We start from the raw sequence: 23,881 nt of genomic DNA, 5'->3' as shown, positions 1-23,881 counted from the left end.
ATGACCACCACCACCGACACCACCGCCGACGAGCGGGCCGTGCGGATCACCGGCGGCAACCGCCTGGTCGGCACCACCACCGTGCAGGGCAGCAAGAACATCGCCCTGCACCTGTACGCCGCCGCGATCCTGGCCGACGACCCGCTGACCCTGGTCGGCGCCCCCGAGATCCTGGACACCCTCGTGGTCGCCGACATCCTGCACCGCACCGGCACCCGCGCCACCGCGACCGGCACCGAGTTCGGCACCCAGCCGGCCGACTCCTACTTCCCCGTCATCCCGGACGACCTCGGGAGGCGCATCCGCACCACCGCCGTGATGGGTGCGGCCCTGCTGGCCCGCTCGGGCAAGGTCACCTTCCCCACCCCGGGCGGGGACGCCTTCTGCGTACGCCACATCGACCGGCATCTGGCAGCGATGGAGGCGGCTGGTGCGAAAGTCGAGGTCGCCGACGGCCGGGTGCAGGCTCGTTTCACCGGCAAGCGGCTGCCGTTCGTCACCGATGCCGAGACCCGTGCCTGGGGGCCGAGCCTGGGCGCGACGGTCACCGCGATGCTGCTGGCCGCCCGCACCCCGGGCACCTCCGCGATCCTCAACCCCAGCGTCGAGCCCGAGGTCACCCACACCGCCGCCCTGCTGTCCCAGGCCGGCGTCGGCATCGAGTGGCGTGGGCGGAACGCCCTGAACGTCACTGGCACCGACCGTCTCCGGGGCGGGGTGTTCACCGTGCCACCGGACCGGCTGGAGGCGGCCACCCTGGCTCTGGCCGCCGCCATCACCGGCGGCGGTGTCCACCTGGACGGCTTCCCCGCCGCCGCGTTCCCCGACGGCCTGGTCTCGGTGTTCGCCGACGCCGGCATCCAACTCGACCCGCTGGACGGCGGAACGGCCGTCAGCGTCCCCGCCGGACCGCGCCCAGTGCAGATGGCCACCGGCCCGCACCCCGGCTTCCCCACCGACGTGCAGCCCCAGCTGACCGCCTTCCTCACCCAGGCCAAGGGCACCTCGCGCATCGACGAGCGGATCTACACCCAGCGCGACACCCACCTGCCCGCCCTCGCCGCGTTCGGCGCCGTTGTCAACGCGAGCGGCTCGGTGATCACCGTCCGGGGCCGGTCCGCGCTCAAGGCCGCCAACGTGGCCGGCGACGACATCCGGGCGGCGACCGCTCTGGTGATCGCCGCCCTGGCCGCCGAGGGCACCTCTACGATCCGAGGGATGTACCACCTGCGGCGCGGATACGGCAGCCTGCTGCCGAAGTTGGCCGCGCTCGGAGCCGACATGACGATCAATCAGGAGAAGCCGTGACCCTCACCATGCCGTGGCAGCCGAACGCACTCGCCGACCTCAGCGAGTGCCTGGACCTGATCACCGCCGACGGCACCGTGCCCGGCGGCGTCATCGCCCACGGCACCTTCGACAGCGAACCCAGCTACCTGACCTCCGGCATCGTCGCCCCCGAGTGCGGCGACGCCCGGCCCAGCCCGGACACGGTGTACGACGTGGCGTCGCTGACGAAGGTACTGGCCACCTGGCTGCTGGTCGGCACCTCCCTGATGGGCGGCGGCTTCACCCTGGACACCCCGGTCCGCGAACTACTGACCGGCATCCCGGCCGAGGCGCCTGGCGGCCGAGTGACGGTTAGCCAGATCCTGGCCCACACCTCCGGCCTGCGGGCCGACACCCGACTCGACCAGTACCGCAACCGCACCGAGCCGCTCGCCGAACTGATCTTCAGCGAAGACCTGATCGCCGAACCCGGCGCCGGACACCGCTACATCAACCGCGGCTTCATCCTCCTCGGCCTGGCCCTTGCTCACTACCGCTGCCGGCGTCTGGACGAGCTGGCGGCCGAGCTCTGGCAGCAGCTCGGCATGACGAGCACGACCTACGGGCCGGTGCCCCGCTCCGCCCAGGTCGCCCCGACCGAGCAGCGACTGTCCGGCGGGCCCCGCCTGTGGGGGATGCCGCACGACGACAACGCAGCGCTGCTCGGCGGCGTCGCCGGCCACGCCGGGGTGTTCACCACCCCGGCCGACCTTGCCGCCTTCGCCACCCACTTGCTGTCCTCGTATTCCAGCGACGGGCCCCTGGGCCGCTGGCTCACCGCCAGCATGCAGCCGCAGGCCGAAATCGAGCCGGGCCTCGACCGTGGCCTGGCCTGGATTCTCGCCGACGACGATCAGGTGGCCTACCACCACGGCTTCACCGGCACCAGCCTCTACCTCTCCCCGGCCACCGGCCGCTACCTGGCCATCTGCACCAACGCCGTCTACCAGCACCAGGACAACCGCACCCGCCTCGCCCCGTTGCGGGCCCTTGCGCTCAAGGCGATCACCGACGAACCCTAGGAGGGCCAGCCGTGCCCAGCACCACGCTCGCGTCCCTGACCACCCTGCGGCTCGGCGGCCCCGCTGAGCACGTCCTGACGATCTCCACCCCCGCCGACTGGGCCGACGCCGTCAGGGCCATCAGGCACACCAACGAACAGGCACCCGTGGTGCTGGGCCACGGCAGCAACGTCATCGCCTCCGACGCCGGCCACCCCGGCACCGTCGTCGTCATGAACACCCGAGGCATCACCGCCACCCGCGTCGACGACACCACGGTCAACGTCACCGTCCAGGCCGGACACCCGCTCACCGAGCTGACCGCCTGGGCCGCCGCCGAACACCTGGCCGGGATCGAGTGCCTGGCCGGCATACCCGGCACCGTCGGTGCCGCACCCGTCCAGAACGCCGGAGCCTACGGCCAGCAGATCTCCGACACCCTCGACCACCTGACGGTGTGGGACTGGGAGACGGACCGCATGCGGACCCTGCCCGCCGAGGCCTGCCAACTGCAGCACCGCAACAGCCTCTTCAAGACCAACCCCGGCCGCTGGACCATCCTCGCCGTGACGTTCCACCTCATCCGCTCACCGGCCGCCCCGGTGGTCTACCAGCCCCTAGCCGACGAACTCGGCGTCCACATCGGCACCCGTCCGCCCGTCGCCGAGGCGACGTCCGCCGTCCTCGCCAACCGCCACCGCCGCGGACTCCTTCTTGACGCCCACGGCCCCGACGCCCGCCAGGCCGGATCGGTCTTCCTCAACCCGCCCGTCACCACCACACAGGCCGCCCACTGGTCCACCGCCGGCTGCCCTGTCCACGCCGACAGCGACGGCCAGCTCCGGGCCAGCGCCGGCTGGCTGCTGGAGCACGTCGGCTACAGCCCCGGGCACCAAGTCGCGGACGGCATCCGCTGCTCGGGCCAGCGGGCCCTCACGCTCACCGCCCACGACGAGGCGACGGCGACCGGCTTCGCGCAGGCCCTCGGCGAGCTCTCGGCACGGGTGGAGAGCACGACCAGCATCAGGCTTCACCCCGAACCGGTGCTGGTCGGCATCTGGCAGTAGCGACCAGAGCGGCCCGGTACCGTCTGGAATGGCGGTTCCGGGCCCGGCCCGAACGCGACACGACCCAAGGGGAGTTCAGGTGATCCAGGTGCGGCCCAGCGAGCAGATGCGTGACCTCGGCGTCGTCCAGGAGGGCGAGCCCGTACTCGCCGAGCCCGCCCAAGCGTTCGACCTGCCCACCGAGCGCGAGGCCGCCGAGGAGGTCATCGAGAAACTGTTCGACGCGATGGAGCGCATTGGCCAGATCCATCCCTTCGCCAAGGGCATGGGCATCGCGGCACCGCAGATCGGCATCGGCCGGGCCGCCGCCGTCGTCCAGCCCGCTTCCCCGGACGCTCCGGCGATCGTCCTGCTGAACCCGCGGATCACCGACCGCTCCGACGAGGCGGACGAGCAGTTCGAGGGTTGCCTGTCGTTCTTCGACGTTCGCGCCTTGGTCCCCCGGCCGCTGCGGATCACCGTGGAGACCACCACCCTGGACGGCCAGGTGGCCGCCGCCACCTACGAACGCGGCCTCGCCCGCCTGATCCACCACGAGATCGATCACCTCGACGGCCTGCTCTACACCGCACGCATGGCCGCCGGCGTCGAGCCCATCCCTGTCGAGCAGTACCGGCAGACCGGCCACGGCTGGGCCTACTAGAGCAGTACCGGACCGCTGATGTCGCGGTGCTACACCTAGGCCTTCAGCCTACTGGCGCCATGTGATCAGCTTGCGGTGGCACTCGTCCGCGGGGACGCTCTTCGTTAGCGGGTCGGGCCCACCTTTGCCGTGGGCCCGGCTCGTGCCCTCGGGTTCAACGCCGTCCAGCGCTACCCGACGTCTTCCGGCCCTTTGCCGATGCCGTAGACGCCTCGGAGCTCCCCTGCGCGGCTTCGCCTGCGGCCTGTGCTGAGAATCCTGCCTCCTCCAAGAACTTCATTGCCGCGAAGATGTCGTCGCACGTCTTGAGCAGGACCATGATCGACAGGTCGCTCTTTGCGTCTGCTGGCAGATTTGCCAGTGCGCACTTGTAGACGCGCTCAACCGACTTGTAAAGGCTATGCAGCCGAATTGACGCGTACAGCTTGTTCATGTCGACGTTGTTCGTCGCCGCATAGTGGCTGTGGACCAGGACGAACCCGGTCTTCTTGTTCGCGCACTGGTGGTCCCGGATCCACGCCTTGCCCCGTTCGAACTGGGCCGGCGTGTTTCGACCCATGGCCTCCTCCCGGGGAAGGCCTACGTCACCGGCCTCGGCCACCCTGTCCCATATGTCCTCTCCACTGTCGTGCGCCGCTTGGCGGCGCGTGGTCGCCATGGCTAGTCACCTTCTTCGTCCTCCAGCAGGCTCGCCAATGCCTTGTCCATGTCGGTGCGGCCCGTCGTGATGGCGCTCTCGCACCAGTCGAGGAGCATCCGCGCCTTGTGGACGTTGTCGAGCACCGCAGCCTTCGTGTCCTCGTTGTAGTCCTGAGCGTGAATCTCGGGGATGATCCGCTGCAGAGAGACGAAGAACGACGCGAAGCTCCCGATCAGTCGCAGGATCTCCATTGGCGACTCCTGGTACCTCAACGCGGGTGCCACCGTCTCCGCTGCGCTCTCCTCGACCTCTTCTGCGTCCTCAGCTGGCGCGAGCCCAGCTTCTTCCTCCATCTCGCGATCCACCTGACGCCAGTGTTCGTACTGTGCCTCTCGCAGTAGGTGCCGTGCATGCTGGTCAGAAACAAGCCTGCTACGGACCTCTGGACGTCCCAGCAGCTCTGTTACAGCTGCCGCCGCGTCCTCATCTCGGTGAAGCAGCCGTCGAGTGTGTGCGAGGCGCTCTTCCTTGTTCGTGGGGGTACCAGGCGTCGTACGAGCGATTCGTTCGGCTTCATTCACGGTCCAGCGATGTTCACCGGTGATCGGGTCCAGAGGGTCCTTGCGGATCAGGATGTACCGACTTCGGACTGCGGCGAGGCGCTCGTGGACAGACCAGCACACATCGCTCCTGCGCTTATCGGTCGGCCACTGGCCTGCCACGTAGTAGTACGAATGCAGGGTGCTCACGTTCGCACCGATCTGGTGCGCAAGCAGCTCTATGACCTCACCGACCTCTCCATGCCCGCGGGAGTGCCCTTCCAGCGCATCTACCACCAGGTCTCCTAGCGCGAACTGGATGCCGGACTTCTGGCTGATCAGCTTCCGGCCCTTGCGAACGTACTTCTCCCATTCGGCCTTCGTGTAGCCGCTGGGGTGAGTCATCGTTGCCACGAGGTACCTCCTCACTCGTGCGCCAAGCAGTACCGGCCAGTCATGTTCGCCGTCGCCCAGGTTGCAGGAAGCAACTACCCTGACGGCTGTCTGCGACCAATACCAACGTACGCCCCTCAACGCCCGCCATGACCGCGCCAAGGGGAACTTGGCGCCCTTTGCAGGCCGCCCGCCGTCCATGCCCGCCTACCCGCGCTTACGGGAGCAGCAGATGGCTGCCGTGAGGTGAGCTCAGGCATGGGTTTGCAAACGTCACCTGGCGAGCAGGATTGCTGCGGCCCTGTGTTGCACAGTTCTCGCGAGAGGTACTTGTTGAAGCCGTCACGCGGTACGTCACGGTCCAGCAGTCCGCCCGTTCGAGCACGCGAGGAGAATCTTCGGCGCGTCCTCGCGAGGACACCCACCGAGCAGCGGCGACTCGCCGACGGACGCGACACGGAAGACGTTCTCATCGGCATGGTCCGGGAGTGGGACCAGATCCGAGGCGGCAGCGTCCACTGCGACATCACTGGCAGTCGGTGGGCTCATATGTCCGACGACTCCTGGGTCATCGGCGACTTCCGTCCGTTCGGTGTGAGTACAGACATGTGCGCGGTAGGCGATCACGCGGTCGCGCGGACATTCGCGTCCGGCTACCAGAAGGTGATCTACAGCAGCGCGCCGCCCGTGGCCTACTGGAGTGCCGTCACCACGCTTGAGGACGTCATACCCGTCATGCTCGCAGTCCTCGACCGCGAGCTGACCGGCGCCGTCGCATGCCTCGACTGGTACCTCCAGACACCGTGCCACGCCAGACTCTGCCCGCACCACCCGGACGGCGACGACCGCCCAATTTGCGGCTCGACAAGCTGCGCAGACGCGGCGCCGGACAGCCCCTGCGACTGCCTTTGCCGAGGTGAGAACCACGGTCTCGGCAAGGCCGCGCTACCTGCAAAACCCGAGGCGCCCGACTGGTCCACTGCTCCGGCACCCTTGTGGCGGCCAGGCTCCGGGACCGTCGAGGTAGATCCGGTGCACCGCCAATTCGCTGGGCGAAGTCCGTTCAGCCGCCACGGCGGTCGCGTACGCGCCCCGTCAGTGGCATGGACCGGCCTCGTGGGGGACTCTTCGACGGACCGCAGCTGAGCCTTCCGTCTGGTCTCAGTTTTGGTCTCATTCACCCCCGTCCGGCCAGGTTCGGCCGCCGCCCAGCGATTCACACCGCTGCAGGTCAGGACAGGCGTGAACCCCGGCGGACCCTGTTCGGGAGAATTGGAAAGCGTGTTGGGGGCAACCCCTCACGAGTTCGAATCTCGTATCCTCCGCCTCTGCCCGCCAGGGCAGTCGAAGGCCCCGACCGGGTTCCGGTCGGGGCCTTCGTCATGTCGTGGTCTCGGTTCTCGGGGAGGCGTGGGTCAGCCGCACAGGGCTGCGTCGACGGCGTCCTCGGCCGGTTGCAGGTCCGCCATGCTGGTGGGGTCGACGGTCATCGCGACGCTGGCGGCGCGTCCGTCTTCGGTGGCGGCGCTCCAGGTTCCGTAGCCGGGGATGCTGCCGTCGTGCCACCAGACGGTCTTGTGGCACGGCAGTTGTGTCCTCATGATTCCCAGTCCGTAGTCGTAGCCGGGCACGCCGGTGGGGACGGTGGTGCGCATCTGGTCGAGCTCGGGGCCGCTGAGGAGGTGGCCCTCCTTCATGAGTTCGGAGAAGAAGCGGGTGAGGTCGGAGCTGGTGGAGACCATCGCGCCCGCCGACCAGGCCGCGGAGGGGTCGATCTCGGTGACATCGCGCAGCGGGCCGTCCGGGCCGTCCTGGTGGTAGCCGTGGGGGTGCGGGCCTCGAAGGGTGGTCTCGGCGGGGGCGGGGAGGTAGGTGTGGCGCAGGCCGATCTTCTTGGCGATGCGCTTGTCGAGCTCCTCGGCAAGGGGCCGTCCGGTGACCTTCTCCACGAGCATCCCGGCCACCAGGTAGTTCGTGTTGCTGTACCCCCAACGCGTTCCCGGGGCGAAGACGGCTCCGTGCCGCAGCGCGATGTCCAGGGTGTCGCGGGGAGAGAGGTAGCGGCGCTGGAGGATGTCGTCGGTGACGTCGTCCTCGTAGTCGGGAAGTCCGCTGGTGTGCTGCAGGAGCTGACGCACCGTGATGTGGCGCCCGTCGATCCCCTGCCCGCGCAGGAGGCCGGGCAGGTAGGTCTCGACCGGGTCGTCGAGGCGGATCCTGCCCTCGCCGGCCAGTTGCAGCACGACCACCGCGGTGAACGTCTTGGTGACGCTGCCGATCCGCACCTCGCCGTCCCGGGGCACCTTCGCACCGGTGGCCAGGTCCCCGACGCCCGCGGCATAGGTGCGGGTGCGGCCGGCCTGGTCACGGACGGCGGCCAGAACGCCGGGCACGTGACCGGGGCTCACCATCGCGTTCAGGCGCTGCTGGAAGGAGTCCGGCCCGGTGGCCCTCGGGGCGGCGACGGCGGACGGGGCGAGCGCGCCGAGGGCGAGGGCCCCGATGGCCGCGGTGACGGCAGCGTGGGTCGTCCTGCGCCGCAGGGCGCGGAACCGGAGCGGCGTGCGAGAGTTCATGGATTGTCGCCTCTGATGGTGTGTGCGGTTCTGGGGTTCGCGGGGGTTTCCCGGCGCGGTCAGTGCCCGGAGAGGTTGCGGCGGGTGCGCTCGACGTACTGGTGGAGGCCGGTCGCTCCGGGCCCGACCGATCCTGGATCACGGCGCCCCGTGCGCACCTCCCGAGCGGGAGGGAAACCGCGCTCCCCCGACCGGGGGAGGATTTCCGGGGGTGCGGGAGGCCATACTCGGCGTCCATGACCTGGAGAACCCGGCCGGTGCGTGGTGGACAGCTGAACGGAGATACCGTCACCCGGTGATGATCCGTGTGCTTCTGAGCCGGCGTTGGGTGGTCCTGACCCTCGTCTTCTTCGCGATCATCCCGGCGATGGTCCTGCTCGGCCGGTGGCAGTACCACCGCTACGAGGCGACCAACCGGCAGAACACGGCGACCAACGCCGCGATGCAGGCGCCGCCGGTCGCGATGGACACCGTCTCGCACCCCGGCGGCAGCGTGCCCGCCGCACAGACGTACCGCTCGGTCACCGCGACCGGGCACTACGACCCGGCGCACGAGTTCGTGGTCCGCCAGCGCACCGCGGCCGACGGTGAGACGGTCGGCTACTACGTGATCACCCCGCTGGTCACCGACCGGGGCGACCTGGTGCTGGTCAACCGCGGCTGGATCGCCTCGGGAGCGGACGCCACCACCTACCCGACGGTGCCGCCGGCTCCCTCCGGCGAGCTGACCGTGACCGGCAGGCTGCGGCCCGACGAGACCTTCCGCCGCGAGATCGGCGACCTGCCGGACCGGATGTTCATGCGGATCAACAGCGGCGACCAGACTGTGCGGCTGAAGCAGCCGGTGGTCGCGGGCTACCTGGAACTGGTCTCCACCGACCCCACTCCGCCGGCCGCCGACCAGGCCGAGCCGGTGCCCGGCCCGAACGTGACCGCCACCGGCGACGACGCGGTGGTCGGCAAGGGCGTCCACCTGCCGTACGCGATCCAGTGGTGGCTGTTCGCCGCGCTGATCCCGACCGGCTGGATCGTCCTGCTGCGCCGCGACATCCGTGACGCCCGCGAGAAGCAAGCCGCCGCCGAAGCCGCCGCCGATGAGAGGTGAGAGGTGAGAGGACGGTGCTGCCGCATCGATGACGGCCCGCACGGCGGTACCCGGTCGCCGTCGAGATCCCGAACGGCGGAGCCGGCGGCTCAGCGGAGCCCGTGCCGGTCCGCCCAGTCGGTGACGGCTCCGGCGATCGCGAGGGGCTGGTCCTCCGGGGTGTGGTGACCGGCGACCCCGCCGTGGCGGGCGATCTCGAGACCGGCGATGTGCTCCGCGCACCAGTCGACGATCGCCGGGCCCATCATGACTCCGGGACCGGGCTCGAAGACCATGAGCAGTTTGGGCACGTCGGCGCTGGTCGCCAGCCACTCGTCGTACGCCTGGATCCTCGCCACGACATCGGCGGGTTCGCCGCCGAGCGGCATGGAGCGCGGCCACTGCAGCAACGGGCGGCGGCTCTCCCTGGTCGGGTACGGGCTGCGGTAGACGGCCAGATCGGCCGGGTCGAGCGGGGCGGCGACGCTGCGGGGCAGGGCCTGCTCGATGAAGGCGTTGTCGTCGAGGATCATCGCCTCGCCCAGCTGCGGTGTCTTGATCGCCCGGAACAGCGCGCGGCCGCCCTCGGGGAACTCCTCCCAGGTCATCGGCTTGACGATGGTCTCGGTGAACGCGACACCGCGCACGCGGTCGGGGTGCCTGGCGGCCCAGTCGAAGGCGAGGGCGCCACCCCAGTCGTGTCCGACCAGCACCGCGTTCTCGAGGCCGAGTGCGTCGAACCAGGCGTCCAGGTAGCGGGCTTGATCGGCGAACGTGTAGGCGAGGTCGGGTTTGCCCGACTCGCCCATGCCGATCAGGTCCGGGGCCAGCAGGCGGCCCGGTCCACCCATGGCCGGGAGGACGTCGCGCCACAGGTGGGAGGAGGTGGGGTTGCCGTGCAGGAAGACGATGGGCGCGCCGGCGCCACGCTCCCGGTAGGACATGACCGAGTCGAGTACGGGCTGAACGGGCATGGCAGCTGGTCCTGTCAGGTGGTGGGGTTCAGCGGAAGGCCGGGGCGGTGCGGGCGGCCCAGTCGGCGAAGGTCCGCGGCGCCCGGCCGAGGACGCGCTCGACGGCGGGGCTGACCTGCTGTTCGGCGGGTAGCGGCCGGCCGAGGATGGCGAGGGTGCCCTCCACGACCGGTTCGGGCATGAAGGCCAGCATCTGCGCGCGGGCTTGGGCGCGGGTCTGCTCGATGAACCGCACCGGAGTGCCCAGGGCGCCGCCGATCGCCTCGGCCCGCTCCCGCGGGGTGACCGCAGCCGGTCCGGTGAGGTCGTACGTGCTGCCCGCGTGGCCGCTCCCGCGCAGGACCGCGGCCGCGACCTCGGCGACGTCCGCCGGGTCGACGGTGGGCAACCCGACGTCGCCGAACGGCGCGATGGCCGTGCGCTGCGTGCGGATCGTCTCGGCCCACGCGAAGGCGTTGGAGTTCAGCCCACCGGACCGCAGGATCGTCCACTCCAGGCCCGAGCGGCGCACCGCCTCCTCGAAAGCCGCGGGGTGGCGGTAGACCTCGGGCCGTGTCCCGACGCCCTGGGAGGAGAGCAAGACGACCCGCCGCACCCCGCCCGCCCTGGCGAGGTCGAGGATGCCCTGCGGGTCCTCGCCCGCGACGAGCAGGAACAGCGCCTCGGCCCCGTCGAAGGCGGTGCGCAGGCTCCGGGGCTCCGCGAGGTCGGCCGGCAGGTGCCGCACGCCGTCGGGCAGCGGTGCCGGGCGCCGGGAGACGGCGGTCACCTGCTCGCCGGCCTCGATGAGGATCCGCACGAGCTCCTGGCCGACGTTCCCGGTCGCACCCGTCACAACGATCATGAGAACTCCCCCAAATAAGTTAGTTGGCTGACTGAGAAGAACCGTAGCGAACGACACCCGCGCACGTCTACAGTCAGTCAGGTGACTCACTCAGAAAAGGCCCGCCGATCGTCGGGCAAGCGGGAGCGGCTGGCGGCGGCCGCGGCCAAGGTGCTGCACGAACAGGGCGTCGAACAGACCACGCTCGCCGACATCGCCCGAGCGGCCGACGTCCCGGTCGGCAACGTCTACTACTACTTCAAGACCAAGAACGAGCTGGTCGAGGCCGCCATCGCCGCCCACGCCCAGAACCTCCGGGCCGTGATCGGCGAGCTCGACGCACTCCCCACCCCCCAGGACAGGCTGAAGGCGCTCCTGAACGGCTGGGTCGAGCAGCGCGAGCTCACCGCCCGGTACGGCTGCCCCACCGGAACCCTGGCCTCGGAGCTCGACAAGCGGGCCGACGGCCTCGACCAGGCGATCGCCGAGGTCATGCAGATCCTCATCGACTGGGCCGCGCACCAGTTCCAGGCGATGGGACGCGACGACTCCCGCGAACTCGCCCTCGCCCTGGTCGCCGCCTACCAGGGGATCTCCCTGCTCACCAACACCCTCCGCGACCCCGAGCTGATGACCGCCGAAGGGCGGCGCCTGGAACGCTGGATCGACTCACTCACCTGACGCACCATCAGGAGGTCACCCGGGCGGGTGGCGACCCCGCACCGCTCGACCCCCGTCCTCGGCTACCGTACCCACGGAAGATCACCTAGAGAGATCGAGAGGGTACGCAGTGTCAGAATCGAAGCGCCGCATCTTCGCCATGCTGGACGCGGACGGCGACGGCGTCATCTCCCAGGCCGAGTACTTCGCCAGGGTCGACCGGGTGGCCGCCGCCCTCGGGCGGGAGGACCGGGACCCGCTCGTCGAGGCGGCGCGGGCCGCGCACGAGGACGTGTGGTGGCAGATGGACGCCGATCGCGACCTGGGCGTCACCTTCGAGGAGTACGCCGCGTGGGCGGGCCACGACGCGTTCGAGGAGTCCTGCCGGCCGGCGCTCCGCTCGCTGTTCGACCTCGCCGATGCCGACGGGGACGGGCGCCTGGACCGGGGCGAGTTCACCCGCCTGCGTGCGGCGATGGGCAACGCGGAAGTCGACGCGGACACGGCGTTCGACGCCCTCGACGCCGACCGCGACGGGCTCGTCGAGCGCGATGACTACCTGCTGGGCATCCGGGACTTCCTGACCACCGGACGCTCCCCGATGGCCGACGTCTACGGCACCGGCCGGCCGCTGTCGACAACCCCCTCCCCCCGCTGACGGGCGGCGGTGGCCGTGCGCGGCGCCACCGCGACGGCCACCGCCTCCTCGTCGTCCAGCAGCAGCAGCGACGGCGGTCGGGCGCCGGCGATAGAGGACAGAATGTGTCCGCTGGTGCCGGTAGCGTTCCTTCCGTGAGCGAGACGATCGCCCCCTCTCGGACAGACGTCCCCCAGACCGACCTTGACGACCTGTCCGCTCGTCCCGCCGCCGTCCGCCAGCCGGCCGAGCCGCTCGTCGCCGGCGTGCGGGTCCGAGCACCCGAGACCCACCCCGAGAAGGCAGGACATGACGCTGCTGCGCGCCAGAGCCCTCAACCGCGCCACCCTCGAACGCCAGTTGCTGCTGCGCCGCTGGGAACTGACCGTGCCGCAGGCCCTGGAGCGGTTGGTCGGACTCCAGGCGCAGACACCGCACACCTGGTACGTCGGCTTGTGGACCCGCCTGGCCGACTACCGACCCGAGCCCACCGCTGACCTGCTCCGCGAAGCCGGCGTGGTGCGGATGGCGCTGATGCGCTCGACCATCCACCTGGTGACCGCCGCCGACTGCCTGTGGCTGCGGCCCCTGGTGGAACCGGTCATCGAGCGCAGCACGGCGGGATCCTTCGGCCGCGACCTGGTCGGGCTGGACCGCACGGACCTGGCCGCCGCCGGCCGCGAGCTGCTCGGCGACGAGCCGCTGACCTTCAGCGAGTTGGGCCGGGCGCTGGCCGAGCGGTGGCCGGACCGTGACCCGGCCGCACTGGCGCAGGCGGTCCGCGCGTCCGTACCCCTCGTCCAGGTCCCGCCGCGCGGGCTGTGGGGCCGCAGCGGGCGGGCCGCCCACACCCCGGTGGAGGCCTGGCTCGGACGCCCCGTCGACACCGCGGCCGACGTGCGGCAGTTGGTGCTGCGCCACCTGGCCGCGTTCGGGCCCGCGACCGTCCGCGACGTCCAGCAGTGGTCCGGGCTGACCCGGCTGGCCGAGGTCATCGACGGACTCCGACCGCAGCTCATGGTCTTCCGTGACGAACAGGGCCGCGAGCTCTACGACCTGCCCGACGCGCCGCGCCCGCACCCGGACACCCCCGCCCCGGTGCGCTTCCTCTACGACTTCGACAACCTGCTGCTCTCCCACGCCGACCGCAGCCGCGTCCTGACGGTGAGCTTCGCCGACCAGGGCTTCGCCGGGACCATGGAGATGCCCCGCGCAGTGCTCGTCGACGGCTTCGTCGCGGCGACCTGGAAGGTGGTCGCGAAGCGCGGGGAGGCGACGCTGACGGTGCGTCCGTTCCGGAGGCTGACGGCCGCCGAGCGGGAGGAGATCGTCGCCGAAGGCACCCGGCTGCTCGCCTTCGCGGCGGCGAAGGCGACGGCCCGGGACATCGTGTTCGAGGCACCGCAACCGGGGTGACGGCCAGTTCCCGGGGTCGACCCGCTGTTTCCGGCGCGGGGGCATCGGTAGGCTGCTCGCCGATCGGGCCGGCATGCGCCGTAGTTGACCACTGGTCCGGTGATTCTCCGTCGGCACGAACCTGAGGACTGCTGGTGAGCGACCCGATCGTCGTCGTAGGTGCGGGCCCGGTGGGGCTGACCGTTGCGCTGGAGTTGGCCCGGCGGGGGGTGCCGGTGCGGATCGTGGACCGGCTGGCCGAGCCGACGACGCAGTCGCGCGCCATCGTCGTGCACGCGCGCAGCCTGGAGCTGTTCGAGCGGCTGGGCCTGGTGGACCGGCTGATCGGGGCCGGGGTGCGGACCACCGCGATGGAGATGCACGCGGACGGCGAGGTGGTGGCCAGGATCGCCCTCGACCTGGTGGACAGCCCGTTCCCGTTCTCGGTGACCATCGCGCAGACCGAGACCGAGCGGATCCTCACCGAGGCGCTCGCCGAGCACGGTGTCACCGTCGAGCGCGAGGTGACCCTGACGGGCCTGACCCAGGACGAGCACGCCGTCCGCCTGGTGCTGGAGCACGCCGACGGGCGCGAGGAGACCGTGAGCACCGGCTGGCTGGTGGGCGCCGACGGCGCGCACAGCCAGGCGCGCAAGCTGGTCGGCAGCGCGCTGGCCGGCGAGTTCAAGGGCGAGCGGTTCCTGATGGGCGACGTGGACGCCGACCACGACCTCGACCCGCACAGCATGTACACCTTCTTCGCGCCGCACGACGGCCCCCTGCTGGTCTTCCCCATGGAGGGCGACCGGCTGCGGCTGATCGCGAACATCGCCCCGGACGACGAGCGCACCGCGACCCGGGAGTGGCTGCAGCAGGTGGTGGACGAGCGGGCCGGGCGGCCGATCCGGATCCGGGACTCGCGCTGGCTCACCGTCTTCGAGGTGCACCACGCCCAGGTGCCCGAGTACCGGGTCGGCCGGGTGCTGCTGGCCGGCGATGCGGCGCACGTCCACAGCCCGGCCGGGGCCCAGGGCATGAACACCGGGATCCAGGACGCCCACAACCTGGCGTGGAAGCTCGCCCTGGTCCACGCCGGCCAGGCCGGCCCGGCCCTGCTGGACAGCTACCACGCGGAGCGCCACCCGGTCGGCGCCGAGGTGATCCGGTTCGCGAACGCGCTCACCCGGGTCGGCACGCTCGTCAACCCGATCGCGCAGAAGCTGCGCAACAAGGGGGTGCACCTGCTCACCGGTCTCGCCCCGGTCCGCCACGCGATGGCCGACCGCACCGAGGAGACCGCGATCGCGTACCGGAAGAGCCCGATCGTGGTCCAGCGCCGGGGTCGCGGCGAGCTGCACGCCGGCGACCACCTCCCGGCGGCCGGCCCGGAGCTGCGGGCGGCGCTCGCCGGAGCGTCCGAGCACGTGCTGCTCACCGTGGCGGGCGGCGCCCCGGCCGCCGCACCGGCGCCGGCGGCCGATGTGACGGTCCGACAGCTGCTGCTCACGACCACCCCCGACACCGTCCCGACCGGCTACGACGCGGTCTTCGCGGACCCCGACGGCCGAACCGCCGCCCGCTACGGCCTCCCGAACGGCGGGCGGATCATGATCCGCCCCGACGGCTACATCGCCGCGATCACCCCGCTCGACGAGGACGCGCCGCTCCACGCCTACCAGGCGCTGCTGGGGGCATAGCACCGCCGACGGGCTGTCCGCGGACTGCTCCCGCCACCGCCTCAGCCACCGCCTCCGGCGCCGGACGAAGCCCCGGTGACGGCCTGCATCTCCTGCTCGGTGATCTCTTGCAGCGGCAGGCCGTCACAGTTGCCGAGGACCACGCCGACCCAGCCGGTGTACGGGTAGATGTTCCAGTTGGCGCTGACCCCGGGGTTGCCACCGCCGCGCCCGAACACCCACTGGTCGCCGAGGATGTGGACCGGCAGGTCGTAGGCCCCGAACGAGGAACCGCCGTGGGGGATCTTGGCCCCGGTGAGCAACTCGGCCCAGGGCCGGGCCAGCAGCGTGCCGTCGCCCAGCGCGCGCGTGAACCGGACCAGGTCCGGCGCGGTGGCGAAGCCGCCGTCCCCGGGGGCGTCGATGAAGCTGCGGCCCGGGTTCTTGCCGAGGACGTCCGGGGACGGGCTGCTCCTGTCCAGGTTGCGGACCGCGTCGACCTGGCTGCCGTCGGCCAGCGTCATGTACGGGTGCGCGATGTGCTCGTCGGTGAGCCACTGCGGCCTGGTGCGGAACGCCGAGCCGGTCATGCCGCAGCGCCCGAAGACGTTCTCCTGCACGTAGTCCCAGTACGTCTCGCCGCTCACGGCCTCCACGATCAACGCGGGGATGCCGATGTCGGCACCGGAGTGGCCGGTGCCGGTGCCGGTGCCCGGGGCTGCCACCAGCTTGGCCTGCCGGACCCACTGCTCGTAGTAGTCGTGCACCTCCTGCCGGCTCTGGAAGACGCGCCGCACGTCCTCCTCCGGGGTCTCCAACCCGGAGGTGCCGGAGAGCAGGTGGTGGATGGTCACCTGGTCGGCGACGTCCTCGGCGTAGCCCTTCAGGTGGGTGCCCACCGTGTCCGACAGGCTCAACTTGCCCTGCTGCGCCAGTTGCAGGACGGCCACCGCGCCGAACGGCTTGCCCGCCGAGCTGAGGCTGAACGCGATGCCTTCGTGGTTGCGGATGCCCTTCTCCCGGTCGGCCATGCCGTAGCTGCGGGACAGCACCGTCCGACCCTGGTGCGACAACAGCACCACGCCGGAGAACTTGCCCTCGGCGGCCAGCTTCGCCACGTACTGGTCGTAGGCTCCGCCGGGACGGGTGGCCGGTGGGATGTCGGAGTCCGGGCTGTCGGAGCCGGTGGGAGCCGGGTCGGCGCGACCGGGCAGGGCGGCCGCCGACGTGGCGGCCGCGGCCACGCCGGCGGCCGCCAACCCGCCCCACCCGAGCAGCCGCCGACGGTTGATAGCGCGTACGGAATCCGGGTCCATGGTCTCGGTCCTTCCTGATCGACAAATCGACCGGTGCGGGTGCGCGTCCATCGGCGACCGCTGTCGGCAACCGATCGCCCCACCCGTGTGGTCCTCGTGCCTCCACTGAAGACGGCAGCCTGTTGCGGTGGCGTATGCGTTCTTCCGTACGTCCGCGATACGCCGCAGGCCTAGGAACCGCTCGGTGACGATTCGTGCGGCGTGCCGGGGAGTCGGATCGTGACGATGAGGCCGCCGGTCGGGCGGGACGCGAGATCGATGGTCCCGTCGTGCGCTCGGACGATGCTGTGCACGATGGCCAACCCGAGGCCGACGCCGACGTGTTCGTCGGTGCGCGCGCGTTCCGTTCCGCGTCGGAACGGTTCGGTGAGGGTCGGTAGGAGTTCCGCCGGGATGACCCGTTGGCCGGTGTTCTCGACCCGCAACACGCTCGCGCCGGGCTGCGCTTCGACGTGGACCGTCACGCTGCCGCCGGAGGGGATGTTGTGGACGATGGCGTTCTGGACGAGGTTCGTCACCATCCGCAGGATGAGCGCCGCGGAGCCGAGGGTCTGCGCCTTCCCGCCGGTGACGTCGAGCGTGATCCGGCGCCTCTCGGCGAGGGGGAGCAGCGTTTCGGCGGCCTCTTCGGCGATGAGGGACAGGTCGACGGGCTCGCGGGTGAAGCTCTTGCGGTCGGCGCGGCTGAGCAGCAGGAGGGCCTCGGTGAGGTCGATCGCCCGCGTGTTGACGGTGCGGAGGCGTTCGATGAGTTCGCCCTGGTCCCGGGTGGGGTCGGTGCGGGCGAGGTCGAGGAGCGTCTTCGAGATCGTCAGCGGCGTGCGCAGTTCGTGGGAGGCGTTCGCGGCGAACCGCTGCTGTTCGGCGACGTGGGATTCGAGTTGGTGGAGCATCAAGTCGAACACGTCGGCGAGTTCGCGGAATTCGTCCCGGGGACCCGGCATGCGGACCCGGTGGGACAGTGATCCGCTCGCGGCCGCCCGCGCCGCGTCCGCGATCCGGGTGAGCGGTGCGAGCATCCGGCCGGCGAGGATCCAACCGCCCAACAGGCCGAACACCAGCAGGAAGGCCAGCGCTCCGGCCGCGGCGGGAGCGAACACGCGCACGAGGACGTGGCGGTTGGGGGCCACCCCGAGGAGGCCCTGGGGGCTGTCGGGTACGTAGCGCAGCAGGAACGCCCACACCACGGCCAGCAGGATGGTGCCGGCGACCAGGAGGAACCCGGCGTAGCTGATGGCGAGTTTCAGGCGGGTGCTGAGCCCCGGGCGCCTATGCACGCGTGCTGCCGGGGTGGGCGGTGTCCGTGCCGGTGCCTATGCCGGTGTCGCTGCCGGTGTCGCTGCCGGTGTCGATCCGGTAGCCGACGCCGGGCACCGTGGCGACGAGCCGTGGTTCGCCGAGTCGTTTGCGCAGGCCGGAGATGGTGATGCGGACGGCGTTGGTGAAGGGGTCGGCGTTGGCGTCCCAGGCGCGCTCCAGGAGTTCTTCGGCGCTGACGACACCGCCTCCGGCGGCGACGAGCACCTCCAGCACCGCGAACTGCTTGCGGGTGAGCGCGACGTGGCGGCCGTCGCGGAAGACCTGCCGGCGGAACGGATCCAGCCGCAGGTCCGCGATCTCGCTGACCGGGGGCCGGGCGTGCGCGCGCCTGCGGTCCAACGCCCGCAGCCGCATGACGAGTTCTCGGAGCTCGAACGGCTTGGTGAGGTAGTCGTCGGCGCCGAGCTCGAACCCGGACGCCTTGTCGTCGATCCGGTCGGCAGCGGTGAGCATGAGGATCGGGATGCCGCTGCCGGAGGCGACGATCCATCGGGCGATCTCGTCGCCGGTGGGGCCGGGGATGTCACGGTCGAGGACCGCGAGGTCGTAGGAGTTGACGCTGAGCAGCTCCAGGGCGCAGTCGCCGTCGCCGGCGATGTCGGCGGCGATCGCTTCCAGCCGGAGACCGTCCCGGACGGCCTCCGCCAGGTAGGGCTCGTCCTCCACGATCAACACGCGCATGCCCAGAGCTTAGGCAGTACGGCATATCGCCGACATATGCGTCCGCACCCGGCTCGGGACGAGTCGAAATACCTCCGAGGGATCCGAGGGAGGGGCACGCCGGCTGATGCGGACCGGGTGGATCGGGTCGTTCCGCTTCAGGCGGGCAGGGACCCCGCAGGCGGGACGATGATGGAAGTCCCAGGGGGCGCGAGGTTCGAGAGTGGCGTATGGCTGTGTGGCACGTCCGGGACTTCACGCCGGACGACCTTGAGGCGGTGGTCCGGCTCGACGCGGAGAGCGCCACCACGGACCAGGCCGCCGTCTTCCGCCTGTCCGACGTCGTCGCCGCGTTGCAGGCGCGGGACCCGAGCGTCGTCGCGGTGGCCGACGGGCACCTCGTGGGTGCGGCGGTGGGCCGGGTCGACGGGGACCGGGCGTGGGTGCTGCGCATCGCGCTGCACCCGGCCTGGCGGAACCTGGGCCTGGGCACCGCGCTGCTGTCCGCGCTGGAGCACCGGTTGCGGGGCGCCGGCGCGCGGATCGTCGCGGCGCTGCTGCCCGACGAGGAGACCGGCGCGACCGCACTGGTCAACTCCGGGTTCCGCCCGCGCCGGGGGCTCACGTACTTCGAGAAGTCGGAGGCGGCCAGTGCCCAGGGCGCGGCGGTCCTGGCCACGTTGGGCGCGATCATGCCGGAGGCCCGCCTCTGGGAGCAGCTCACCGGCATGGCCGACGAGAAGCGGCTCATCGAGCGGCGCCTGGTGCTGCCCCTGGCCAATCCCGAGCTGGCGGACGCCCACGGGGTGGAGCCACCGCGCGCCGTCGTGCTGTTCGGGCCACCGGGCACGGGCAAGAGCACGTTCGCCAAGGCCGTGGCCGGTCGGCTCGGCTGGCCGTTCGTCGAGCTCCTCCCCTCCCGGCTCGCGTCGGAGGACGGGCTGGCCACCGGACTCGGCCGCCGGTTCGAGGAGGTGGCGCAGCTCGACAACGTCCTGCTCTTCATCGACGAGGTCGAGGAGGTCGCCGGCACGCGCAGCCTCGCCGCCCCGGAATGGGTCGGTGTGGCCAACGAACTCCTCAAGTCGATCGTCCGGTTCCGCGAGCGCGACGGCCGGCTGCTCGTCTGCGCCACCAACTCGGTGGCCGCCCTCGACCCGGCGTTCCTGCGCCACGGCCGGTTCGACTACGTCCTGCCGGTCGGGCCGCCCGACCTCGGCGCGCGCGACGCCCTGTGGGCCGGCTACACGGCGAAGACCGGCACCGCCGCCGACACGGCAGTCCTCGCCGCGGCGAGCGAGGGCTTCACCCCCGCCGACATCAGGCAGGTCGCCATGGCGGTCGCCCAGAGCGCCTTCGAGCACACCCTCGACACCGGGGAACGCACCGAGCCCGGCACCTCGGACTACCTGGACGCCATCCACCACACCCGTCCGACCGTGTCCGCGGAGATGGCCCGGGAGTTCGCCGACCAGGCGGCCCGCTACGGGCGGGTCTGAGGGGCGGGAACCGGATGCCCATCATTCCGGGCTGAGGCCCGGAGGCAGGGGGTCATGCCATCGACGGGGGTCCGCTTCGGCACCCTGATCGGATGGACTACTTTGCCGGCACCCAGACACCGGCCCACCGTCTGACCGATCCCGCAGAGGCGATCGCGGCCTTGGAGCTCGCAGTGCCGGGCATGACCTCGCTGCGGCTTCCGGCCCGCCAGGCCATCGACTGGCCTGTACTGGAGGCCGAGCTGGGCGTCGCACTGCCGGCCGACTACAAGCTCCTCTGCGAGCTCTACCCGTCCTTCGTCATCGGCGACTTCCTGGGCGTCGGTACTCCAGGGCCGGGCAGGGAGACCGGATGGGTGGAAGGAACGCTCGAAGAGCTTGAGACCATCGCGGAGTGGTGTGCGGAAGCTGACCTGGCCGTCCCGCTCCACCCGTTCCCCGCCCCAGGCGGTCTGCTTCCCTGGGCTGGGTCGCCCCAAGGGGACTTCTTCCTGTGGAGCACCAATCCGGCTGACCCGCAGGAGTGGACGGTGACTGTCGCCTCGCGAAGCTCGGTCTGGTGGCACTACACCGGTGGGGCGGTCCAGTTCCTTGCCGACTTCGTCACAGGCGTACTGGAGCCGTGGGCGTTGCCCCGAGTCCGAGCCGAGGCGGCTGCCTGGTGAGGCGTCAGGCAAGCACCCGCAGCGGCGACGGCAGGTGTGGAGGTGGTGCCGGCCCTCGTGTTCGAAGACCTCGGCGAAGGGGGTCGCGCGGGCTGTGGTTCCGCCCCGTCGTCGGCTGGCGTGGGGTGGGGCGGGATGATGGGGGCAGCAGACGTGAGGGGTGGCGCAGTGACGAGTGGCGAATCCGTCGGGTCGGCGGCGGACACGGCCGTGGCCGAAGGGGCGGGTGGAGGCAGGCGTCCGCGGCGGATGGTGCGGCGGTTGGCCGTGGTTGTCCTGGTGCTCGTGGTGCTGTGTCTGCCGCCTTGGTGGACGTTGTTCGGCGCGGGTGCCGGCTGGCCGTTCCCGGTGTTCCTGGGCGGGACGGTGGTGTTCGCCGGTTGGCTGGTGTGCTTCCCGTTCCTGATGGTCCGGGGCCACCGGCTGGGGGACGACCGGGCCGCGCGGGTCGCGGACACCAGTCTCGGGGTCATGTGGGTGCTGTTCACCTGGTCGGTGTTGGGCGGCGCGGTGGACCTGGTGCTCGGCGGGTTCGGGGTCGGCGGTGCCGATCGGGCCAGGGTGGTGGCGGTGGCCGTGGCCGCGGTGGCCGCCGGGCTGCTGGGGTGGGGGCACTACGAGGCGATGCGGGTGCCCCGGGTGCGGCGGTTGGACGTCCACCTGCCCCGGCTCGGCGGTGGGTTGGACGGGACCCGGGTCGTGGTGCTGGCCGACACCCACTACGGGCCGATCGACCGGGCGGGCTGGTCGGCGCGGGTCGCCGAGGCGGTGAACGCGCTGGACGCGGACGTGGTGGTGCACGCCGGGGACATCGCCGACGGCACCCCGGCCCAGCGCCGGGAGCAGTCCGCGCCGCTCGGGACGATCCGGTCGCGGCTGGCCAAGGTGTACGTCACGGGGAACCACGAGTACGGCGGGGAGGCGCAGGGCTGGTTGGACCGCATGGCGGACCTGGGCTGGGAGCCGCTGCACAACCGCCACGTCGTGGTGGAGCGCGGCGGGGACGCCCTGGTGCTGGCGGGTGTGGACGACGTGACCGCGGAGTCCTCCGGTCTGGCCGGGCACCGCACGGACCTGCTCGGCGCGCTGGCGGGGGCGGACCCGGACCGGCCGGTGCTGCTCGTCGCCCACCAGCCCAAGTACGTTCCGCAGGCGGCGGCCGCCGGCATCGACCTGCAGATCTCGGGGCACACCCACGGCGGCCAGATCTGGCCGTTCAACTTCCTGGTCCGGATCGACCAGCCGGTGGTGCACGGCCTGAGCCGGCACGGGGAGCGGACCCAGCTCTACACCAGCCGGGGTACCGGTTTCTGGGGGCCGCCCTTCCGGGTCTTCGCGCCGAGCGAGATCACCCTGCTGACACTGCGCTCGGGCGGCGCGTAACGCAGGCGGGTCGGGCGCCCGCTCGGGTGACGGCCGGTCAGCGGGGTTCGAGGTTGCGGGTCATGCGTTCGAGGACGGTGACGGCGGTGCGGGCGTCGGCGTCGGTGGCGCCGGGGTTGCCGCGGGCGCCGGGGTTGCCGCGGACCACGTTGAGGACCCGATCGGTGTCATCGGGACGCTCCTCGGTGCGCGTCGAAGGCGGTGGCGTTCTCGGTCGCCCACTGCCGGAAGGTGCGCTCCGGGCGGGCGAGCAGGGTGCGGGTGGTGTCGGCGATGGGGGCGGGGCCGGCGGTGGCGGCCTCCCACAGGGCGAGCAGGGAGCCGGCCGCCGCGGCGGGCATGAACCGGCCCAGCTGCTGCTCGGCCTGCGCGCGGGTGATCGTCTCGACCGGGATCTCGCGGCCGAGCACCTCGGCGAGGACGGCGATCTGCTCGCGGAAGGTGAGGGACTGGCCGCCGGTGAGGGCGAGTGCGCGCCCGCGCAGGGTGGTGCCGGTGAGGGCCTCGACGGCGACGTCGGCGATGTCCTCGGGGTGGATGGGCGCGATGTGCGCGTCCGGGTAGGCGAGTTGGATCGGCTGGTGGTGCACCGTGGCGTGGCACCAGCCGAGGGCGTTGCTGGCGAAGGCGTCGGGGCGCAGGAGGGTGCTCGGCAGGCCGGCGGCGAGCAGGGCGCGCTCGACCAGGAGGCTGTGCGAGGCGAGCGGGTCGGTCTCGGCGTCGGGGCCGAGCACCGAGGCGGAGGAGAGCAGGACGACGTGCTCGACGCCGGCGGCCCGTGCCGCCCCGGTGAAGGCCTCGATGCCCTCGGGCTGCGGGTAGAGGAACACCTGGCGCACGCCGTCGAGCGCGGCCGGCAGGGTCTGCGGCCGGTCGAGCGCGAGCTCGACGGTCTCGACGCCGGCCGGCACGGTCAGGTCGGCCGGGTGGGCGCTGGCGGCGCGGACGGGCAGGCCGACGGCGTGCAGCCGGCGCAGGACGGCCCGGCCGACCTGGCCGCGGGCGCCGGTGATGAGAACGGTCATGGGTGTCCCCCGATGTTTGGATAATCAATGCTCTAAGACATATGCATGCTGACATGCATATAAATTCGCGTCAACACACTATGCTGGGGGCATGACGAAGCACGAGCCGCAGACGGCCGAGGAACTGCTGGACGCCGTGGGCCCGGCCTTCGGCAAACTGCGCCGCACCTCGTTGCTGGAGGTGGCGAACCCCGTCTCGGCCAAGGACCTGAGCCGCACCCTGGTCCTGAACATCGTCCAGGAGCACACCCGGGACTCCGAGAAGGAGATCACCGTCGGCGCCGTGGCCGAGCTGCTCGGCGTCGACCCCTCGGTGGCCAGCCGGATGGTCGGCGACAACATCAAGGCCGGGTACCTGACCCGCGCCGCCTCCCAGCAGGACGGCCGCCGGACCGTGCTGGTGCTCAGCCCCGAGGGCGCCGAGCTGATGGCGCGCTTCCGGCGCCACCAGCGCGAGGCCTTCGACTACATCACCACCGACTGGGCCGAGGACGACCGGCTGGAGTTCGCCCGGCTGATGCTCAAGTACGTGGACTCGCTGGGTCGGCTGAAGGACCGTCGCGCCCAGGGCTGAGC

22 protein-coding genes are annotated in these 23,881 nt (G+C 71.4%); 13 read left to right on the top strand and 9 right to left on the bottom strand.

Translation table 11 applies throughout. The features are described from left to right. The 4 genes from FHX73_RS14555 (at window position 1) to FHX73_RS14540 (ending at window position 4,040) form a co-directional block, all read left to right on the top strand. Window positions 1-1,308 (top strand): UDP-N-acetylglucosamine 1-carboxyvinyltransferase, encoded by a 1,308-nt coding sequence (locus FHX73_RS14555; RefSeq protein ID WP_145905415.1) that lies wholly within the window; start codon window positions 1-3, stop codon window positions 1,306-1,308. After that, window positions 1,305-2,351 (top strand): serine hydrolase domain-containing protein, encoded by a 1,047-nt coding sequence (locus FHX73_RS14550; protein ID WP_246213529.1) that lies wholly within the window; start codon window positions 1,305-1,307, stop codon window positions 2,349-2,351. Before FHX73_RS14555 ends, FHX73_RS14550 begins: the two co-directional genes overlap by 4 nt. Before the next feature lie 11 nt (window positions 2,352-2,362). Continuing rightward, on the top strand, window positions 2,363-3,397 hold the full coding sequence (locus FHX73_RS14545; protein WP_170304918.1) for a UDP-N-acetylmuramate dehydrogenase: 1,035 nt from the start codon (window positions 2,363-2,365) through the stop codon (window positions 3,395-3,397). Window positions 3,398-3,476: 79 nt separating this feature from the next. Beyond that, the gene (locus tag FHX73_RS14540; RefSeq protein WP_145905413.1) at window positions 3,477-4,040 is read left to right on the top strand and encodes a peptide deformylase; all 564 of its coding nucleotides are present in this window, start codon (window positions 3,477-3,479) and stop codon (window positions 4,038-4,040) included. Between the two features lie 154 nt (window positions 4,041-4,194). Here FHX73_RS14540 and FHX73_RS14535 read toward each other — a convergent pair whose 3' ends face one another. From FHX73_RS14535 to FHX73_RS14525, 3 genes are all read right to left on the bottom strand, one after another. Then, window positions 4,195-4,698 (bottom strand): hypothetical protein, encoded by a 504-nt coding sequence (locus FHX73_RS14535; protein ID WP_145905412.1) that lies wholly within the window; start codon window positions 4,696-4,698, stop codon window positions 4,195-4,197. Window positions 4,699-4,700: 2 nt separating this feature from the next. Then, window positions 4,701-5,624 (bottom strand): DUF6192 family protein, encoded by a 924-nt coding sequence (locus FHX73_RS14530; protein ID WP_246213834.1) that lies wholly within the window; start codon window positions 5,622-5,624, stop codon window positions 4,701-4,703. A 1,403-nt stretch (window positions 5,625-7,027) separates the two neighbouring features. After that, window positions 7,028-8,188 carry a serine hydrolase domain-containing protein gene (locus FHX73_RS14525; RefSeq protein ID WP_145905410.1) on the bottom strand — a complete coding sequence of 387 codons (1,161 nt, stop codon included), beginning with the start codon at window positions 8,186-8,188 and terminating at the stop codon, window positions 7,028-7,030. 298 nt (window positions 8,189-8,486) lie between these two features. Here FHX73_RS14525 and FHX73_RS14520 point away from each other — a divergent pair, with 298 nt between their 5' ends. Beyond that, window positions 8,487-9,293 carry an SURF1 family cytochrome oxidase biogenesis protein gene (locus FHX73_RS14520; protein WP_145905409.1) on the top strand — a complete coding sequence of 269 codons (807 nt, stop codon included), beginning with the start codon at window positions 8,487-8,489 and terminating at the stop codon, window positions 9,291-9,293. Window positions 9,294-9,382: 89 nt separating this feature from the next. Here FHX73_RS14520 and FHX73_RS14515 read toward each other — a convergent pair whose 3' ends face one another. After that, complete coding sequence (locus tag FHX73_RS14515; protein WP_145905408.1) at window positions 9,383-10,246, bottom strand: haloalkane dehalogenase; 864 nt, start codon at window positions 10,244-10,246, stop codon at window positions 9,383-9,385. 28 nt (window positions 10,247-10,274) lie between these two features. Further along, on the bottom strand, window positions 10,275-11,090 hold the full coding sequence (locus tag FHX73_RS14510) for an SDR family oxidoreductase (protein ID WP_145905407.1): 816 nt from the start codon (window positions 11,088-11,090) through the stop codon (window positions 10,275-10,277). An 81-nt stretch (window positions 11,091-11,171) separates the two neighbouring features. Here FHX73_RS14510 and FHX73_RS14505 point away from each other — a divergent pair, with 81 nt between their 5' ends. From FHX73_RS14505 to FHX73_RS14490, 4 genes are all read left to right on the top strand, one after another. Beyond that, window positions 11,172-11,750, top strand: coding sequence for a TetR/AcrR family transcriptional regulator (locus tag FHX73_RS14505; RefSeq protein WP_145905406.1), 579 nt, complete (start codon window positions 11,172-11,174; stop codon window positions 11,748-11,750). A 109-nt stretch (window positions 11,751-11,859) separates the two neighbouring features. Continuing rightward, complete coding sequence (locus FHX73_RS14500; protein WP_281292680.1) at window positions 11,860-12,387, top strand: EF-hand domain-containing protein; 528 nt, start codon at window positions 11,860-11,862, stop codon at window positions 12,385-12,387. A 288-nt stretch (window positions 12,388-12,675) separates the two neighbouring features. Beyond that, window positions 12,676-13,782 (top strand): winged helix DNA-binding domain-containing protein, encoded by a 1,107-nt coding sequence (locus FHX73_RS14495; protein WP_145905405.1) that lies wholly within the window; start codon window positions 12,676-12,678, stop codon window positions 13,780-13,782. A 134-nt stretch (window positions 13,783-13,916) separates the two neighbouring features. After that, window positions 13,917-15,458 carry an FAD-dependent monooxygenase gene (locus tag FHX73_RS14490; protein ID WP_145905404.1) on the top strand — a complete coding sequence of 514 codons (1,542 nt, stop codon included), beginning with the start codon at window positions 13,917-13,919 and terminating at the stop codon, window positions 15,456-15,458. Window positions 15,459-15,499: 41 nt separating this feature from the next. Here the strand turns inward: FHX73_RS14490 and FHX73_RS14485 are convergent, their stop codons facing one another. From FHX73_RS14485 to FHX73_RS14475, 3 genes are all read right to left on the bottom strand, one after another. After that, a complete protein-coding gene (locus FHX73_RS14485) occupies window positions 15,500-16,753 on the bottom strand; it encodes a serine hydrolase domain-containing protein (protein ID WP_145905403.1) in 1,254 nt (417 codons plus the stop codon). 170 nt (window positions 16,754-16,923) lie between these two features. Continuing rightward, window positions 16,924-18,030, bottom strand: coding sequence for a sensor histidine kinase (locus FHX73_RS14480; protein WP_145905402.1), 1,107 nt, complete (start codon window positions 18,028-18,030; stop codon window positions 16,924-16,926). Further along, a complete protein-coding gene (locus FHX73_RS14475; RefSeq protein ID WP_145905401.1) occupies window positions 18,023-18,754 on the bottom strand; it encodes a response regulator transcription factor in 732 nt (243 codons plus the stop codon). The genes FHX73_RS14480 and FHX73_RS14475 overlap by 8 nt, the downstream gene beginning before the upstream one ends. A gap of 209 nt (window positions 18,755-18,963) precedes the next feature. On the opposite strand from FHX73_RS14475, the gene FHX73_RS14470 reads away from it, so the two are divergent. The 3 genes from FHX73_RS14470 (at window position 18,964) to FHX73_RS14460 (ending at window position 22,280) form a co-directional block, all read left to right on the top strand. Beyond that, a complete protein-coding gene (locus tag FHX73_RS14470) occupies window positions 18,964-20,232 on the top strand; it encodes an ATP-binding protein (RefSeq protein WP_145905400.1) in 1,269 nt (422 codons plus the stop codon). Window positions 20,233-20,324: 92 nt separating this feature from the next. After that, on the top strand, window positions 20,325-20,897 hold the full coding sequence (locus FHX73_RS14465; protein WP_145905399.1) for an SMI1/KNR4 family protein: 573 nt from the start codon (window positions 20,325-20,327) through the stop codon (window positions 20,895-20,897). A gap of 249 nt (window positions 20,898-21,146) precedes the next feature. After that, on the top strand, window positions 21,147-22,280 hold the full coding sequence (locus tag FHX73_RS14460; protein WP_246213528.1) for a metallophosphoesterase: 1,134 nt from the start codon (window positions 21,147-21,149) through the stop codon (window positions 22,278-22,280). 167 nt (window positions 22,281-22,447) lie between these two features. On the opposite strand, the gene FHX73_RS14455 is transcribed toward FHX73_RS14460, so the two are convergent. Then, window positions 22,448-23,305 carry an SDR family oxidoreductase gene (locus FHX73_RS14455; protein WP_145905398.1) on the bottom strand — a complete coding sequence of 286 codons (858 nt, stop codon included), beginning with the start codon at window positions 23,303-23,305 and terminating at the stop codon, window positions 22,448-22,450. A gap of 91 nt (window positions 23,306-23,396) precedes the next feature. On the opposite strand from FHX73_RS14455, the gene FHX73_RS14450 reads away from it, so the two are divergent. Continuing rightward, entirely contained in the window at window positions 23,397-23,879 is a 483-nt protein-coding gene (locus tag FHX73_RS14450) for a MarR family winged helix-turn-helix transcriptional regulator (protein WP_145905397.1), read from the top strand. The last annotated feature ends 2 nt before the right edge of the window (window positions 23,880-23,881 follow it).

Origin of the sequence: Kitasatospora viridis (assembly GCF_007829815.1) — a bacterium.
Taxonomy (GTDB): Bacteria; Actinomycetota; Actinomycetes; order Streptomycetales; family Streptomycetaceae; genus Kitasatospora; species Kitasatospora viridis.
This window is presented reverse-complemented; position numbering and strand designations above follow the sequence as displayed.